This is a genomic window from Pseudomonas fluorescens (genome assembly GCF_002837185.1).
Taxonomy (GTDB): domain Bacteria; phylum Pseudomonadota; class Gammaproteobacteria; order Pseudomonadales; family Pseudomonadaceae; genus Aquipseudomonas; species Aquipseudomonas fluorescens_AM.
The window spans coordinates 71,216-88,674 of the sequence record NZ_KZ477992.1 but is presented as its reverse complement, the minus strand read 5'-3'; the positions used below and the strand labels follow the sequence as shown (position 1 = coordinate 88,674).

Below are 17,459 nucleotides of genomic sequence, written 5' to 3'. Positions count from 1 at the left end.
AGTCGTTGGGCGCCGGCGAGAGCTGCCCCTCTTGTCCGGCGCCTCCACTGCGTGACATTCAATGCGATGCGCTGCCATCGCCTTACACTTTCGGCAGGAACTGTCTGATGCCCGATATTCACCCAATCAACGAATTACACGGAGCGTAATGAGCATGAACTGACACATGGACATCCAAATCCAGTGAGACTCACTCTATGTTCTCCCTTACCCCACCGCTATCAGAGCGGCATCAGCCACTCTCCTCGACTTCTTCCGCCACCCTTGCGCCCCTTGTATCACCCCCCGCTTTACCAACGCCCGCCTTCACCGCACAAGAACCTGCGCCCGCCTCAAGCTATGCCCCAGACAGCCCGGCCGCGCCCAACTCGTATGCCATGAATCCCGCCAAAATGCGGTACGCGCAGTTGGTGAAGCATTTCAAGCCCACCAAGCAATTAGCGCTGAGCCTTGAGCACGGTCTTCTGACTGAAGACATGCAACGGTTACACAGCAGGCAGCCGAAGTTTGAAACATTTGTACAGACACAGCTTGAAAAAGCGTTTCCGGACGTCAGGCCTCTCGATGCCCACCTTCTGTATTTCGACCGCTACCGCGTCGGCGGTGACGCTCAGTCGCCGGAATCTTCCGAACCCCTGATGACCGCGTTGGCCAGAATGGTGAAAAAAATCCTGGCCAACCCGAACGCGCTGATGCGCCCTGAGCGCAACATACGCACCGAATTTGCTACGCGACAAACCGCTGACGAACCTGGAACACCCGCCCTTACGTCAAGCTCATTGCAATCGATTGCCCGAAGCATTGCCACGCAATATCCCCAGGCACTTGAAGAATTCTGGAGTACGCCCGGGCAAGCGGAGGGGGAGCCGAAACTGCAGCTGTCGCCAAAAGACCATCTGTTGATCCTGCATAAAAAACAATTGTCGATCCTGGCCGCGCTGCGTGTGGCCGACGGCACCCTGAGTGCGCAAAGCAAGGAGCTGATCGACAACGCGCTGCGCTATCCCACCTTGGCTGCCCGGGAAAAGAAATTCGCCCATGGCGCTCGCCTGGGCGTATATCCCGTGACTGTCGATAACAAGACAGAACGCGGCGCGATGCTGGCCGGCGCATTTCTCATCACCCACAATGACGGCTCCCATGGCAGCCCGCCGACTTGGCCGAATGGGCGCACCTTTACGCTCAACGAGGCTAATGGCCCGGTGGTGCTTTACACACCCGGCGAAGGTTTCGAGGAGTTTGCCACGCCGGCCCAGGCACGCCAGGCCTTGGCCAACCGCCTGGATCAAGGCGCAACCGATGCGCAGCTGTTACTGCAGACCCTGCCACCCTCACTGCAAAACCGGCCTGGTTCGTTTACCGGGGAAGACCTGATGCGCAGTGTCGAGCCGTCATCAGGGGATGTACTGGCAGACGCCATACCCTGGATGCTCAAACGTCAGCAGGCAGAGATCGACACCCACCTGAGCAAAGCCCTGGCCCCCGCTGACGGCATCAATCCACTCACCGACAGCGCCTCACTCCAGAGCATTGACGATACGGCCGACGCGTCTTATCTGCTTGATGGCACCAACGCCATGCAGGCTCGCGATGCCAAACTGGCAGACAAATACCAACCCGAGTGGTTAAAAAATCTGAATCCGCTGCAAGAAGCGTTTTTCACGCGCCTGGAAGAGGAGCAAGAAAAAAGCTTGAACAAGCTGACTCCGCTGCTGGAGAAAATCCCTTCACTGCCGCGCTTCTCCCGTGAGCGGATGAATGCCGCCATCAAGCAGCAATACCCGAATGCACACATCGATGCCGATAAGCTCATGGTTCAGGTGCGCACCCGGACCGGTGTCCAGGGCGGCAGGGGAACCGGCCAGCCTCTCTACGCGAACCAGCAAAGCGTAAGCCTGACAGACCTGGCGTTGAAGAACCCCAGCGGCTTTCCAGCCGTGGAGAGAGGCACGTTCACCGATGTAAAAATGACCCTGCCGCTCGTTGACACCACAGGCAACCCCGTCCTCGATCTGGCGGGCAATCCGGTAACCCTGGGCACCGACGACCTCAAAAAACTGGTCAGCGTCACTGATGTCGGGGGTGAATACGTCAAACTGCTGAAACGCGAGATGACCACTGATGCCGAGTCGGGCAGCGCTGCGCAATTGCGTACGGCTTGGAAAGACAGCCTGAAAGCCACCCAGACTAAAGAGGCGTTTCTCGCAGAACTTAATCCCGAGGCCTACGCGGAACCGGCAACCGAAGACACCAGCACCAAGCGTGCGGCGCAATGGGTGGATGCGGTGGTGGAGCACCCCGATCCTGCAACGCGCCCCCAGGTGGATGGGAAAACCATTGTTGCCAACAGCCTTATCCACCGTGGGCTGGCGGTGCAGGGCGTGATGGTGATCGGCAACCAGAGTGACGCGTCACTGGTGCTCTACACCCCCAAAGCGCCTGACGGCATCACCTTTCGTGAGGTGGCTGACCACAAGAGCCTGGACACCCTGTTGGCCAAGGGCGAATGGGCATCCTATATCGCGCAAAGAAAATCACCGGTCAGCAAGGATCAAATTGAGGAGTTCAAGGACGCGCTTAAAAAGCGCGCCTACAACCCAATGAAGATGATAGACCCCAAGCTGGTCATCTCATCGGTCAAGCTATTGGGCGGCGCTTTGAGCCTTGAGCCCATCAACGCCAATGCTCAGGATCATCTGTACCAACAACATGTACAGATGATGATCGACCGAGCTGATCACCAGTCCGTGAGCAGCGCCGAGGTCGCAGAGCAATCAAAACTCAACAAAATCGAGTTCGGCATTGAAGTGGCCTTGATTTTCGCGGACTTGATACCGGTGGCCGGCAAAGGGATATCCACCGGGATTCGTCTGGGCAAGGCCGGCGTCACCGCGTTACGCGCCAATAGCCGAATCTTGCCGCACCTGATCAAAAAGCCCGGCCTGGCACGCGCGATCTACAGCGACTTCACTCTGGCGGGATCGCGTATCTACAATGTTCGCGCGGCGCCGATGCGTCCGGTATTCAGAGCGTCAACGACGGCGGGCACACTGACCCCACAGGCGGGCTCGAGGGCGTTAACTGCTCCGGTCATACCAGCGGCGCCCGCGCTCGCCGGCACCAGCAGTGGCATTGCCAGCATCGGTTCGCACACCCCCACCACCGTCGCCTTGCCAAGCCGTGATTTAAGCGCGTTTACCGTGCCCAGCGAGATCATCAGTGGCCGCCCCTTGAGACCCGATGGTACTTATAACGTTGACGACAACTGGTACGTACGCTTTACCGACAGCACCGGCACGAACGGGGTTTACCAGATCGACTCGGTATTTCACGCCCGCAGCGGACAAGTCAATATTGTTGATCCCAACGCCCCGTTGACAGCGCCCAGGGGGAGCCGAATCGTGGCGTCCCTGCAATCGGCTGGAAACGGCGAATGGCGACTGAATGCGTTACGGGGAGGAGCACCGACTCAGGGAGCAGAGACGCCAGTCAAAAAAGCCTTGCCCGAGACCGAATACCTCAGCCGCAACAACGGTCAACTGTTGGAAGCCGACTTCACCCCCAAGTCGCTGCCAGTGGCCAGGCATTGGTTCAGGCGAGATGCACAACGGTTCTACCACGCTATGACCGCAGGGGGACAAATGCCGCCACGCCCGCCTCGCCTTGACCTGGCACCCAACACATCGCCCGCTGGACTCCTTAAGGATGCCTATCAGATCAGTGACGTTGTGGTGCTGGGCGAGAGCCATAACGAAATCGCCAGCTTTCAACTGCTTAAAGAGAACATGCAAACCCTCAAAGACGCCGGCGTGAAAGCCATCTATCTGGAAAATGTCCAAACCAACGCCGCGGGCCAAGTCGTGCCTGCTGGAATGGGCAGTGGCCGCCCGCCCGGGGCGTCGCCGACACTCTTGGAATTAACCAGTCTCGCCCAGGAAAACGGTATAGCGATAAGAGCCTTGGACCATCGCTTCCTGACTCGACGGGAGGACATGCCGGGCTTCTATCGCGACATCGGCGACAATGACAAGGGCGTGACTCGTTTGCAGGAATTCAACTATTACGCAACGCGCATCCTGCAGAGACGCAAACCCGGCGAAAAAGTGCTGGCCCTGGTAGGCAGGGCTCACATGAATACGTCCCGAAACGTTCCAGGACTGGCCGAACTCAGCGGTGGCGTAGGGATAGGCGTGTACCCGGCCACGACCTATAACAAGAGCATTGCCATCAGCGGTCCATCAATCCCGAAAGACCCCGGACGCGTCGTGACGGGCAGCCACACGGCCGGAGACTATCAAGCCTTTCAGAAAATCACCTGAAGGAGCATCGCTGCAAGTACGGCAGGCAATGGTGAGTCCTTCACCATTGCACCACGCTGCTGAGCGCGCGCCCTCGACGCTCGTTCTTTAAATTGTGCACCTCAAGAAGGCTCGGCAATAAAACAAAAGAAAATTTATAAATCTGACAATAAATTTCTCAAAAGATAACAAAATGGAGAAATCCTATCGATTTTTCAAGATCACTTGCCATCTGCCGTGCCCACGATTAGGGTTGGGCTTATGAAAACCTCTCACACCCTCATTCAGCTCCGCCAGCACCGCAGCCTGTGCCTCGTCAGCGCACGACTGCCAGGCTGAATCGATCTGTCTCGCCCCAAGCGTCGCCCCCCAATAATAGTGAATCGGCAGGCCGCCTCTTCTCGGCCCTACAACAAAGGATTTTGCGATGAGCATGCTCAAAGACCCGTCTTCGAAGTACCGCGCGTTCCCGACCATCGATATCCCGGACCGCACCTGGCCGTCGAAAACCATCACCGCCGCGCCAATCTGGTGCAGCTCCGACCTGCGTGATGGCAACCAGTCGCTGATCGAGCCGATGGACGCCGCGAAAAAGCTGCGTTTCTGGAAGACCCTGGTCGCGGTCGGCGTGAAAGAAATCGAAGCCTCCTTCCCGGCCGCATCGCAAACCGATTTTGATTTCGTGCGCACCCTGATCGAAGACAACCACATCCCCGAGGACACCACCATCCAGGTGCTGACCCAGGGCCGTGAAGACTTGATCGCGCGCACGTTCGAATCCCTGCGCGGCGCCAAAAAGGCCATCGTGCATTTGTACAATGCTACGTCGCCGTCGTTTCGCCGCATTGTCTTCAACCAGGACAAGGACGGCATCAAGGCCATCGCGGTCAACGCCGCCAAGCTGTTCGTCAAATACGCCGCGCAGCAGCCGGAAACCCAGTGGACCTTCGAATATTCCCCCGAGACCTTCAGCGCCACGGAGCTGGAGTTCGCCAAGGAAGTCTGTGACGCGGTGATCGAGGTGTGGAACCCGACGCCCCAGCACAAGATGATCCTCAACCTGCCGGCCACCGTGGAATGCGCCACGCCGAATATCTACGCCGACCAGATCGAATGGTTCGGTCGCCATATCAACCGTCGTGACAGCGTGATCATCAGCCTGCACACCCATAACGACCGTGGCACTGGCGTGGCCGCCACCGAGCTGGGCCTGATGGCCGGCGCCGACCGTGTCGAAGGCTGCCTGTTCGGCAACGGCGAACGCACCGGTAACGTCGACCTGGTCACCGTGGCACTGAACATGTACACCCAGGGCCTCGACCCGCAGCTGGATTTCTCCGACATCGACGGCGTGCGCAAAGTCGTCGAGGAGTGCAACCAGATCCAGGTGCACCCACGTCATCCGTATGTCGGCGACCTGGTGCACACCGCGTTCTCCGGCTCGCACCAGGACGCGATCCGCAAGGGCTTCTCCCAGCAGAAAGACGATGCACTGTGGGAAGTGCCGTACTTGCCGATCGACCCGGCCGATATCGGTCGCAGCTACGAGGCGGTGATCCGTGTGAACAGCCAGTCGGGCAAGGGCGGCATTGCCTACCTGCTGGAACAGGAATACGACATCAGCTTGCCGCGCCGCATGCAGATCGAATTCAGCCAGGTGGTACAGGCCGAGACCGACCGCGTCGGCCTTGAGATGACCGCGCCGCAGATCTACGCCTTGCTGCAACGTGAATACCTGCAGGCCAACACCCCGTACGCGCTGGTCAGCCATCGCCTGCAGGAAGAGAACGGCAACAGCCATGTGGAAGTGGAAGTCTCCGGCAAGGGCCAGGGCGAAACCAACCTGCACTGGAAAGGCAAAGGCAATGGCGCGCTGGAAGCGCTGGTGGCCGGCTTGCCGATCGGCGTGGAAATCATGGATTACAACGAACATGCGATTGGCGCAGGCACCAACGCCAAGGCGGCGGCCTACATCGAACTGCGCGTGAATGGCGAGCGTCCGGTGCATGGCGTGGGGATTGATGAAAACATCACCACCGCAAGCTTCAAGGCGCTGTTCAGTGCGCTGAACCGCTCGTTGAGCCAGCAGGAAGCGAAGGCGGCGTAAGACGTTATCGGCACAAGCAAAAGGCCCCTGGGTGAGAATCCAGGGGCCTTTTTACTTTGGGCTATGGTGGTGCCCCCGATGGCGGCCTGTCAGACAAACTGAAAGCTATCGGCATCCAGATTCGCCGGGAACTTGGTGCGATACGCCGCCAACTCCGCTGCATTCAGAATCACCTGGAATACCCCATCAGCCTCCCCCGCGCTCAGCAATGTCTCACCCTGGAAATCCAACACCTGGCTATCGCCGGTGTAGGCAAAGCCCTTGCCGTCCGTGCCGACTCGATTAACCGCTGCCACATAACACAAATTCTCGATGGCCCGCGCCGGCAACAAACGGTTCCAGTGCTGGCGCCGCGCGCCCGGCCAGTTGGCGGTGTACAGCAGCAAGTCGGTGTCCTGGGCATCGCGACTCCACACCGGGAAGCGCAGGTCATAGCAAATCAGCGGGCGGATACGCCAGCCCTTCAACTCGAACTGCACCTGACGCTCGCCGGGTGTGTAGTGGTCGTGTTCGCCGGCCATGCGGAACAGGTGGCGTTTATCGTAATGCAGCACCTCACCGTCGGGGCGCGCCCAGAGCAGGCGGTTACGGTGGCTGCCGTCCGCCGCCTGGATGATCACACTGCCGGTGATCACCGCGTTGTATTTCGCCGCCTGGGCTTGAAGCCAACGCAGAGTCGGGCCGTTTTCCTGTTCGGCCAGGGCGGCCGATTCCATGGAGAAGCCGGTGGTGAACATCTCCGGCAATACGATCAGGTCAGCGCCGTTGGCCTGCTCCAGCAGCAGCTCGAAATGCTCAAGGTTGGCCTGGCGGTCATGCCACGCCAGGGTGGTCTGGATCAGGGCAACGTTCAGGTTCGGCAAGGCACTCAAATCACGCATAGTTTTTCCGCCGCTCGTTGCAGCGTCTCCTCGCGTTTGGCAAAGCACAGGCGCACCAGGCGCTGGCCTTGGGGTGGGTTGCGGTAAAACACCGAGATCGGAATCGACGCCACGCCGTGTTCGCGCGTCATCCATTCGGACATGGCGACATCATCCAGGTCCGGGCGGATCCGGGAATAATCCACCAGTTGAAAGTAAGTCCCCGCCGATGGGCTGAAGCTGAACCGCGACGGCGCCAGCAACTGGCAGAACAGGTCGCGCTTGGCTTGATAGAACGCCGGCAGCGCATCCACGTGCTCCGGGTGCTCAGCCATGAAATCGGCCAGCGCGTACTGCAACGGTGTCACGCCACAGAAGCTGACGTATTGATGCACTTTGCGCAGCTCGGCAGTGAGGGCCGGCGGTGCAACCACATAGCCGGTCTTCCAGCCCGTGACGTGATACGTCTTGCCGAACGAGCTGACCACGAACGCACGCGCGTACAGCTCCTCGTGGGCCAGCACGCTGACGTGGGGCACGTCATCGAACACCAGGTGTTCGTACACTTCATCGCTGAGCAGATAGATATCGCGGCCGCGAATCAGCTCGGCCAACTGGTCCAGTTCCTCACGGCTGACCAGCGCGCCACTGGGGTTGTGCGGTGTATTGAGCACAATCATGCGCGTGCGCGGCGACAGCGCGGCCTTGATGCGCTCCAAATCCAGGCTGAAATCCTGCAAGCCCAACTGCAGATGCACGCATCGCCCGCCGGCCAGCTCCACCGAGGGTGCGTAGCTGTCGTAGCAAGGGTCGAAGATGATCACTTCGTCACCGGTGCGGATAACCGCCTGGATAGCGCAGAAAATGCCTTGAGTAGCGCCGGGCGTGATGGTCACTTCAAGATCCGCATCGACGCTGACACCGTAACTGCGGGCGATCTTTGCCGCCACCTGCTGGCGCAGCGCGGGCAAGCCGCTCATCGGTGCGTATTGGTTATGGCCGTTGGCGACGTGCCGGCCCACGGCGTCGAGCAGGTCTTGAGGGCCGTTGAAGTCGGGAAAACCCTGGGACAGGTTGATTGCGCCGGTCTCGGCCGCCAACTGCGACATGCTGGTGAAAATGGTCGTGCCGACATTCGGCAGCTTGCTGGTGATCATGGGAGCCCCCTTCGGGTGAGCTGCAAGTTTTAAGCTGCAAGCTGCAAGCGGGTCAAGGGGCAAACCGCCGCGCACAAAAAAGGGCGCCAACGGCGCCCTCTCTTGCAGCTTGTAGCTTACAACTTGAAGCGGCCGTTATTTCTTGTCGCGGCGCTTCTTGTCGGCCTTCTTGTGGTGAGTCATCAAACGACGCTTCTTGTTCACCTGACGGTCGGTCAGTGTGTTCTTGTTGCCTTCGTATGGGTTCTCGCCACCCTTGAACTCGATACGGATCGGCGTACCGACCAGCTTCAAGACACGGCGGTAGGTGTTTTCCAGGTAACGCACATAGGACTTGGGCACCTTCTCGATCTGGTTACCGTGGATCACGATAATCGGCGGGTTGGCACCACCCAGGTGGGCGTAACGCAGTTTGATGCGGCGGTTGTTGACCATCGGCGGCGCGTGCTCGCCCACCGCGTCTTCCAGGATCTGGGTGAGGCGATTGGTCGGCCAGCGCGTGACCGCAGATTTGAACGAGTTCTGTACGGAGGCGTAAAGGTTGCCCACGCCGGTGCCGTGCAGCGCTGAGATGAAGTGAATATCGGCAAACTCAACGAAGAACAGGCGACGCTGCAACTCGATCTTGACGAAATCGCGCTCGCTCGGCGTCATGCCGTCCCACTTGTTGATCGCGATCACCAGGGCGCGACCGGCTTCCAGGGCAAAGCCCAGCAGGTTCAGGTCGTGGTCCACCACGCCTTCGCGCGCGTCCATCACAAAGATCACCACGTTGGCGTCTTTGATCGCTTGCAGGGTTTTGACCACGGAGAATTTTTCAACTTCTTCGTGGATCTTGCCGCGCTTGCGCACACCGGCAGTGTCGATCAGCGTGTACTTTTCCTCGTTACGTTCGAACGGGATGTAGATGCTGTCGCGGGTGGTGCCGGGTTCGTCATAGACGATTACCCGGTCTTCACCGAGCATGCGGTTGACCAGGGTCGACTTGCCGACGTTAGGGCGGCCGATGATGGCGATCTTGATACCGTCTTTTTCGCTCGGGCCAGGAATGCGCTTGGCTTCCTCGCCTTCGGCGACGATTTCCTCCTCACCCTCTTCTTCCTCATCGTCATCCTTGGGAAAGGTGCTGAGGGCAATTTCGAGCATCTGCGTGATGCCGCGACCGTGGGCGCCGGCAACCGGGATCGCGTCGCCCAGGCCCATCGGGCTGAATTCGGCACGGGCCGCCTCAGGATCGATGTTATCGATCTTGTTCGCGACCAGATAGGAGCGCTTGTTGCGCTTGCGCAGGTGCTCGCCAATCATCTGGTCGGCAGCGGTGTAGCCCGCGCGGGCGTCCACCAGGAACAACACGACATCGGCTTCTTCAATGGCCAGCAGCGACTGCTCGGCCATTTTTTCGTCCATGCCATGTTCGTCACCGGAGATACCACCGGTGTCGACAATAATGTAGGAGCGCCCTTGCCACTTTGCCTCACCGTATTGGCGATCACGGGTCAGACCGGACAAGTCGCCGACGATGGCGTCGCGAGTCCTGGTCAGGCGGTTGAACAAGGTGGACTTGCCGACGTTAGGTCGGCCCACCAGGGCGATTACGGGAACCATGCGGCTCTCCACTTCGTTATTTCAGAAAATACAAAAGCCGCTGCAGGGCAGCGGCTGGTGCTCGGGGCGGCATTTGAATGCCACATGCCCTGCTCTGACACCACCACTGCAGGAGCGAGCTTGCTCGCGAAAAACCCAAGGACGACGCGTTAACTCAGCAAGCCCGCGTTATCGTTGACGTTCCTCGCGAGCAAGCTCGCTCCTACAGAGAGCATTGAAACAGGGCCGCCTGGGGGATTACCCCAAGCATAGTCAAACCTTTACTTGATGGTCAGGGCTTCCAGCTTGCCGCTGTTGCCATACACATAAAGCATGTTACCCACCACCAGCGGACGCGCACGCAGGCCGTCGCTGTCGATCCGCTCGCGACCTACAAAGCGACCGTCCACCTGGCTCAGCAGGTGCAGGTAGCCTTCGAAGTCACCGACCGCTACGTAGCTGGAGAAGACTTCCGGCGCCGACAGTTGGCGGCGAGCCAGGGAGTCGTTGCTCCACAGCGCAGTGGTGGAACGCTCGTCGACACTTTCAACGGTGCCGGACGCCAGGCTCACGTAGACGCTGCCAAACCCTTGGGCGACACCGGCGTAGCTGGACGCATCACGCTGCCAGTTGACCCGGCCGCTCTGCAGGTCCAGTGCCGCGACACGGCCCTGATAAGTGGCGACATAGAGGGTCTCGCCGGACAGCAACAGGCCGCCGTCGATATCCACGACCCGATCCAACTCGGAACGACCTTGCGGAATAGCCACACGGGTTTCCCAGACCGGCACGCCGTTCTGGGTATTCAGGGCGACCACTTTACCGGTGGACAGCCCGGCAACGGCCAGATTGTTGGTCACAATCGGACCACTGGTACCACGCAGGGTCAACACCGCCGGGGTGCTGTCGTACAACCAGCGCTGTTCGCCGGTGCTGGCGTCCAGACCGATCACACGGTCATCCTGGGTTTGCACCACGACGATATCGCCGTTGGTGGCAGGCGGTGCGAGCACTTCACTGGTCACGCGGGCGCGCCATTTCTCTTCACCGGTGCTGGAGTCCAGCGCCACGACTTCGCCTTTGAGCGTGCCGAGCATGACCATGCCGTAACCCACGCCAACGGCGCCGGAGACAGGCAGTTCAAGGTCTTTCTTCCACTTCACGTCGCCGGTCATTCGATCCATGGAGGTCACGATGCCGGTTACGTCTGCGGCCACAATGTTGTCACCGTCGATTGCCGGTACCAGCATGTTGTAGGTTTCGCCCTGACCGTCACCGATGGAGCGGCTCCACTGCTTTTGCAGGACCACTTCCTCTTTGAAGCTGGTCAGCTCCGCAGGTGGCAGTTCTTTTTTACTGTTGCTGCTGCAACCCGCGGCCAGAACGGCCAGAGCCAGCAATGCTGCATGTTTCCAACGGATCACGTCACGCATCCCCTTTGGCCAAGTCGTCCAGCTTGATTTGTAAGCCACCGACCGCCGCTTCATCAGACAGCGCCGCCTTGGCTTTTTGGTACGCAGCATTGGCTTCGTCGGTACGACCCAATTGGACCAACAGGTCGCCCTTGAGCTCTTCGCGAGTGGCTACAAATGCCTTGTCAGCATCGCCGTCGAGCAGTTTGAGTGCCTCGTCAGCCTTGTTCTGTGCCGCCAATACCTGTGCCAGGCGTTGACGTGCGATTTCACCCAGGGTCGGGTTGGTCGGTTTGTCGGCAATGGCCTTGAGCTCAGTGGCAGCATCATCCAGCTTGCCGGTGTCGACCGCGACTTTCGCGACGAACAGGCTACCGTACTGGGCGTAGGTCGTGCCGCCAAATTCGTTCTTCAGCTTGCCGGCCAGGTCTGCCACCCGGGCAGGGTCCGGCTTGCCGTCCGGCGTCAGGGTAGTTTCCAGCAATTGCTGATAAACAATCGAGGCGCCCTGGGACTGGTTGGCCTGATATTTGGTCCAGGCTTGCCAGCCGAACACCACCACTAAAGCCAGCAGACCGCCAGTAACCAGGGGCTTGCCGTTACGCTGCCACCAGTCCTTGAACTCGGCCAGTTGCTCATCATCAGTACTCGACACCCCAATACTCCTTAATCGCTAAATTCGGCTGTTCGACAGCTTCAACCCTGCACGACGCAGGTGGCCAGGTGCGCAGCGAGCGCATCAAAGGCAATGTTCTGTTGTTCGCCCTGGCCACGCAGGGGTTTGAAACCTATCACTTGCTGGGCCAACTCGTCATCGCCGAGGATCAGCGCATACAACGCGCCGCTCTTGTCAGCCTTCTTGAACTGGCTCTTGAAGCTGCCCGCGCCGGCATTGATTTGCAGACGCAGGTTCGGCAGTTGGTCACGCACCTTTTCGCTCAGGGCCAAGGCTGCCAGTTCGGCGGCCTCGCCAAAAGCGCAAAGATACACGTCCACCTGGCGGGAAATCTCTTGCGGCACTTGCTCAAGGGTCTCGAGCAGCAGGATCAGCCGCTCGATGCCCATGGCGAAACCTACGCCCGTGGTCGGCTTGCCACCCATTTGCTCGACCAGGCCGTCGTAACGACCACCGGCACACACCGTGCCCTGAGCGCCGAGTTTGTCGGTGACCCATTCGAACACGGTCTTGCTGTAGTAATCGAGGCCGCGCACCAGCTTGGGGTTGATCACGTAGGGAATACCCGCCGCATCCAGGCGAGCCTTGAGGCCCTCGAAGTGCGTGCGCGATTCTTCGTCCAGGTAATCGGCCATTTTCGGCGCGCCGACCAGTACGGCCTGGGTATCGGCGTTCTTGGTATCAAGCACGCGCAACGGGTTGGTCGTCAGGCGGCGCCGACTGTCTTCGTCCAACTTGTCCACGTGGGCAAGCAGGTACTCGACGAGCGCAACCCGGTAGCGTCCGCGGGACTCGCTGGTGCCCAGGCTGTTGAGTTCAAGCTTGACCGCATCGCGGATGCCCAACTGGCCCCACAGGCGCCAGGTCAGGACGATCAGCTCGGCGTCGATGTCCGGACCGTCCAGGTTGAACACTTCGCAACCGATCTGGTGGAACTGGCGATAGCGACCTTTCTGCGGGCGCTCGTGGCGGAACATCGGGCCGATGTACCACAGTTTCTGGGTCTGGCCACCACCGGTGATGCCATGCTCCAGCACAGCGCGAACGCAGGCGGCGGTGCCTTCCGGACGCAGGGTCAGGGAGTCGCCGTTACGGTCTTCAAAGGTGTACATCTCTTTTTCGACGATGTCGGTCACTTCACCGATGGAGCGTTTGAACAGCTCGGTGAACTCGACGATCGGCATGCGGATCTGCTTGTAACCGTAGTTATCCAGCAGGCGCGCGACCGTGGCCTCGAAATAGCGCCACAGTGGCGTCTGCTCCGGCAGGATGTCGTTCATGCCACGAATGGCTTGCAGAGACTTGCTCACATCAAATCCTTAAATTCGTTCAATCAGCCGCGAGCGATCAGCGCTGCATCAGCGGCGACCTTTTCGGCCGCTTTCTCGCGGATCAGCTTTTCCAGCTCATCCACCAGATTGTCATTCGTCAATTTCTGCGACGGTTTGCCGTCGATGTAAATCAGGTTAGGTGTACCGCCGGTCAAGCCCACATGCGCCTCCTTGGCCTCGCCCGGTCCGTTGACCACGCAACCGATCACCGCGACATCCAGCGGCACCAGCAGGTCTTCGAGACGCAACTCCAGGTCGTTCATGGTTTTCACCACGTCGAAGTTCTGCCGCGAGCAGCTCGGGCAGGCAATGAAGTTGATGCCACGGGAACGCAAACGCAGGGATTTGAGTATGTCGTAGCCGACTTTCACTTCCTCTACGGGGTCTGCCGCCAGGGAGATGCGGATGGTATCGCCAATCCCTTCGGCGAGCAGCATACCGAGACCCACCGCAGATTTCACTGTGCCTGAGCGTAAACCGCCCGCTTCAGTGATGCCCAGGTGCAGCGGCTGCACGATTTCCTTGGCCAGCAGGCGGTAGGCTTCTACGGCCATGAACACGTCGGAAGCCTTTACGCTGACCTTGAAGTCCTGGAAATTAAGGCGTTCCAGGTGTTCAACGTGACGCAATGCCGACTCGACCAGTGCCGCCGGGGTAGGCTCGCCGTATTTCTTTTGCAGGTCTTTTTCCAGCGAACCGGCGTTGACCCCGATGCGGATGGGAATACCGCGATCACGGGCCGCATCGACCACGGCGCGCACACGGTCTTCACGGCCGATATTGCCCGGGTTGATCCGCAGGCAGTCCACACCCAGTTCGGCTACGCGCAACGCAATCTTGTAGTCGAAGTGGATGTCGGCAACCAGCGGCACCTTGACCAATTGCTTGATACGGCCAAAGGCTTCGGCAGCGTCCATGTCCGGTACGGACACCCGCACGATGTCCACGCCGGCCGCTTCCAGACGATTGATCTGGGCGACCGTGGCGGCCACATCGTTGGTGTCGCTGTTGGTCATGCTCTGCACCGCGATGGGGGCATCGCCGCCCACCGGCACCGAGCCGACCCAGATCTTGCGCGATACGCGACGTTTGATTGGAGATTCGCCGTGCATGACTATTGTCCCAACTTGAGGCGAGCGGTCTCGCCACTGGTGAACGGCGCCACGTCCACAGGCTGGCCGTTGTAGGCCACTTGCGCGCCACGGGCGAAGCCCAGACGCAGCGTCAAAGGAGGCTTGCCGCCCTGATCAAGCGTATCTCCCTTACGCTTCAGACCGCTAAACAGCACTTTGCCATTACCATCGCTGACTTGCGTCCAGCAGTCAGCGACGAAGGTGATCTGTACGCGCCCGTCACCGGCGATCAACGCGGGGGTGGTGGGCGGCGAAATCGCAGGCGCAGCCGGTGTGGCTGGCGCTGGAGCCTGGGCCGGAGCGGGCGCTGCGGGAACCTGGGCCTGGGCGGCGGGTGCTGCTGGAACCGGAGCGGGTACGGCGGCAGTTGCAGCAGGTGCGCTGCCGGTTTCTGGAGCAGGCTGTTCGGCGATGGCTGGCGTTTGCGGCGCAGCTTGTCCTTCGACGACTGCCTGGTCCTCCGGCTCATCCAGTGGATGAATCTGGGTGGTGCCGTCGGCGCTCTCGACTTCGACGTGCTCCAGCGCGTTGCTGGTCAGGTCTTTATTGCGTTGGGAAGTCTGGTCCTGCCACCAGACGAAGCCACCCCCGATCACGGCAATCAGCAGCAACAGGCTGACAATGCGCAGGATCGTGTGGGACACCCGGGTTGGCTCTTCAATACGCCCGAGGCCATGCACATTGCTGCCCTGGGAGTCGGTGCCGGTGAACTGGTCGAACTGCTGGACCAGTACGGTCTGGTCGATACCCAGCAACTTGGCATAAGCGCGGATATAGCCGCGGGCAAACGTGTGCCCCGGCAGCTTGTCGAACGCGCCAGCTTCCAGGTTGGCCAGGGAGGTGCTGGTCAAATTGAGCTTGAGGGCCACTTGCGCCAGCGACCAACCATTGCTTTCGCGGGCCTCACGCAAGGTGTCGCCTGGGTTTACGCGATTAGCTGCTACAACTTCCGGGTGCGCGGCTTTCATCATTGCTCCGACAGGTATTGCTGATATTCCGGCGTACCGGGATAGAGTCGCTCGAGTTGCTGGCCAAAACGTGCGGCCGTGTCGCGTTCTTCATGAACCGTCGCCAGGCGCACACCGAGCAATAGACTACGTGCATTGTGCCCGCTGAGCAGGCTGAAACGCTCGTAATAGTCACGTGCCGGCACATAATGCCTGTCTTCGTAGGACAACTCAGCCATTTCAAGCAAAGCGCGTGGCTGGCGAGCGTTCAGGTGCAGGGCTTTTTCCAATTGCTGGCGCGCAAGCTCGCGCTGTCCCAGGTGGATCGAAGTCACCCCCAGGTTCTCGAAGATGCGCGAACGCTGGGGATAAAGAGTGTCGGTGCTGGCCTGGCGGAAATAAGCGGCTGCCTGTTCATAACGTTTCTGCTCGAACAGGAAACTGCCGTAGTTGTTCAGCAACCGCGCGTCGCCAGGACGGGAAGCCAGCGCCCTGGTGAAATAGCGATCAGCCAACTCGGGCTCGGCCTGAGCCTGGAAAACCAGCGCCAGCGCGGCATTGGCATCCGCATCGTCGGTATCCAGCTCCAGGGCCTTCTTCAATGGCACCTTGGCCTGCTCGCTCATGCCTTGTTGCAGATAGCCCAGCCCCAGTTGCACATACGCCACTCGCGCCGCCTCACGCCCCTTGTCGGTTTGCAAAGGGCTATCGTGGCCCGATGAAACACAACCGGCCACGAGACCGGTAACCAGTAAAAGCAGCGCAAGGCGCAAGGGCATAGAGATCCTCTCTCAGATTCGATTCACAGCAATTTGCGGCAGATCGTCGGCGGCGTTCAGTTCACGCACGGCGATGTAACGCTCGCTGCGGCGGGTGCGGTCCATCACCTGCCCTACCAATTGGCCACAGGCGGCGTCGATGTCTTCACCACGGGTGGTGCGCACGGTGACGTTGTAGCCGGCCTGGTGCAGTTGATCCTGGAAACGGCGGATGGCGTTGTTGCTCGGCCGCTCGTAGCCAGAATGGGGAAACGGGTTGAACGGAATCAGGTTGATCTTGCACGGGGTGTTCTTGAGCAGCTCGATCATCTCGACCGCGTGCTCGACCTTGTCGTTGACGTCCTTGAGCATGGTGTACTCAATGGTCAAGACACGCTTTTCGCCCAAGGTCGCCATATAACGCTGGCAGGATTCGAGCAGCATCTTAAGCGGATACTTCTTGTTGATCGGCACCAATTGGTTACGCAATGCGTCATTGGGTGCGTGCAGCGACAACGCCAGGGAAACGTCGATGTGCTTGGCCAGCTCATCGATCATCGGTACCACGCCGGAGGTCGACAAGGTCACACGGCGCTTGGAGATGCCGTAGCCCAGGTCGTCCATCATCAGGTGCATGGCCGCAATTACGTTGTCGAAGTTCAGCAGCGGCTCACCCATGCCCATCATCACCACGTTGGTGATGGCACGGTCGACGGTCGCCGGGACGCTGCCAAAGGATTTGTTGGCAATCCACACCTGACCGATGACTTCGGCGGCGGTGAGGTTGCTGTTGAAGCCTTGCTTGCCGGTGGAGCAGAAACTGCAGTCCAGGGCACAGCCTGCCTGGGACGAAACGCACAAGGTGCCGCGCTTGCCCTGGGGAATGTACACGGTCTCGACGCAGCTGCCGGACGCCACGCGCACCACCCACTTACGGGTGCCGTCGCTGGAAATGTCCTCGCTGACCACTTCGGGACCACGAACTTCGGCAATGGCCTTGAGCTTGTCGCGCAGGGCCTTGCTGACGTTCGTCATGGCGTCGAAATCGTCGACGCCAAAGTGGTGAATCCACTTCATTACCTGACCGGCACGGAAACGCTTCTCCCCGATTGAGTCGAAGAATTTCTCCATTTCCGGCTGAGTCAGACCCAGCAGGTTGGTTTTAACAGTCGATGTAGTCATGGATTCACCCTCAC

General features: G+C 59.8%; 12 protein-coding genes. 2 read left to right on the top strand and 10 right to left on the bottom strand.

Annotated features, from left to right (window positions below; genetic code table 11):
- Positions 1 to 377: 377 nt before the first annotated feature.
- Together CIB54_RS10075 and leuA are read left to right on the top strand one after the other, a co-directional pair.
- Positions 378 to 4,319 (top strand): membrane-targeted effector domain-containing toxin, encoded by a 3,942-nt coding sequence (locus CIB54_RS10075; RefSeq protein WP_232790541.1) that lies wholly within the window; start codon positions 378 to 380, stop codon positions 4,317 to 4,319.
- 406 nt (positions 4,320 to 4,725) lie between these two features.
- On the top strand, positions 4,726 to 6,405 hold the full coding sequence (gene leuA / locus CIB54_RS10065) for a 2-isopropylmalate synthase (protein ID WP_101219698.1): 1,680 nt from the start codon (positions 4,726 to 4,728) through the stop codon (positions 6,403 to 6,405).
- Between the two features lie 89 nt (positions 6,406 to 6,494).
- Here leuA and CIB54_RS10060 read toward each other — a convergent pair whose 3' ends face one another.
- The 10 genes from CIB54_RS10060 to rlmN form a co-directional block, all read right to left on the bottom strand.
- Complete coding sequence (locus CIB54_RS10060) at positions 6,495 to 7,286, bottom strand: amidohydrolase (RefSeq protein ID WP_065951258.1); 792 nt, start codon at positions 7,284 to 7,286, stop codon at positions 6,495 to 6,497.
- Positions 7,274 to 8,422, bottom strand: coding sequence for a pyridoxal phosphate-dependent aminotransferase (locus CIB54_RS10055; RefSeq protein WP_101219697.1), 1,149 nt, complete (start codon positions 8,420 to 8,422; stop codon positions 7,274 to 7,276). The genes CIB54_RS10060 and CIB54_RS10055 overlap by 13 nt, the downstream gene beginning before the upstream one ends.
- Before the next feature lie 135 nt (positions 8,423 to 8,557).
- Positions 8,558 to 10,027, bottom strand: coding sequence for a ribosome biogenesis GTPase Der (gene der / locus CIB54_RS10050; protein WP_057723953.1), 1,470 nt, complete (start codon positions 10,025 to 10,027; stop codon positions 8,558 to 8,560).
- A gap of 260 nt (positions 10,028 to 10,287) precedes the next feature.
- The gene (gene bamB, locus CIB54_RS10045; RefSeq protein WP_065951256.1) at positions 10,288 to 11,439 is read right to left on the bottom strand and encodes an outer membrane protein assembly factor BamB; all 1,152 of its coding nucleotides are present in this window, start codon (positions 11,437 to 11,439) and stop codon (positions 10,288 to 10,290) included.
- Positions 11,432 to 12,073 (bottom strand): YfgM family protein, encoded by a 642-nt coding sequence (locus tag CIB54_RS10040; RefSeq protein WP_065951255.1) that lies wholly within the window; start codon positions 12,071 to 12,073, stop codon positions 11,432 to 11,434. Before CIB54_RS10040 ends, bamB begins: the two co-directional genes overlap by 8 nt.
- A 41-nt stretch (positions 12,074 to 12,114) precedes the next feature.
- Positions 12,115 to 13,404, bottom strand: a complete 1,290-nt coding sequence (gene hisS / locus CIB54_RS10035; RefSeq protein ID WP_101219696.1) for a histidine--tRNA ligase — start codon at positions 13,402 to 13,404, stop codon at positions 12,115 to 12,117.
- 23 nt (positions 13,405 to 13,427) lie between these two features.
- Positions 13,428 to 14,537, bottom strand: coding sequence for a flavodoxin-dependent (E)-4-hydroxy-3-methylbut-2-enyl-diphosphate synthase (gene ispG / locus CIB54_RS10030; RefSeq protein ID WP_003175952.1), 1,110 nt, complete (start codon positions 14,535 to 14,537; stop codon positions 13,428 to 13,430).
- Positions 14,538 to 14,539: 2 nt separating this feature from the next.
- The gene (locus tag CIB54_RS10025; protein WP_065951253.1) at positions 14,540 to 15,526 is read right to left on the bottom strand and encodes a RodZ domain-containing protein; all 987 of its coding nucleotides are present in this window, start codon (positions 15,524 to 15,526) and stop codon (positions 14,540 to 14,542) included.
- On the bottom strand, positions 15,526 to 16,284 hold the full coding sequence (gene pilW / locus CIB54_RS10020) for a type IV pilus biogenesis/stability protein PilW (protein ID WP_065951252.1): 759 nt from the start codon (positions 16,282 to 16,284) through the stop codon (positions 15,526 to 15,528). Before pilW ends, CIB54_RS10025 begins: the two co-directional genes overlap by 1 nt.
- Before the next feature lie 12 nt (positions 16,285 to 16,296).
- Positions 16,297 to 17,445: a dual-specificity RNA methyltransferase RlmN gene (rlmN, locus tag CIB54_RS10015; protein WP_065951251.1), complete on the bottom strand. Its 1,149-nt coding sequence runs from the start codon at positions 17,443 to 17,445 to the stop codon at positions 16,297 to 16,299.
- Positions 17,446 to 17,459: the final 14 nt, after the last annotated feature.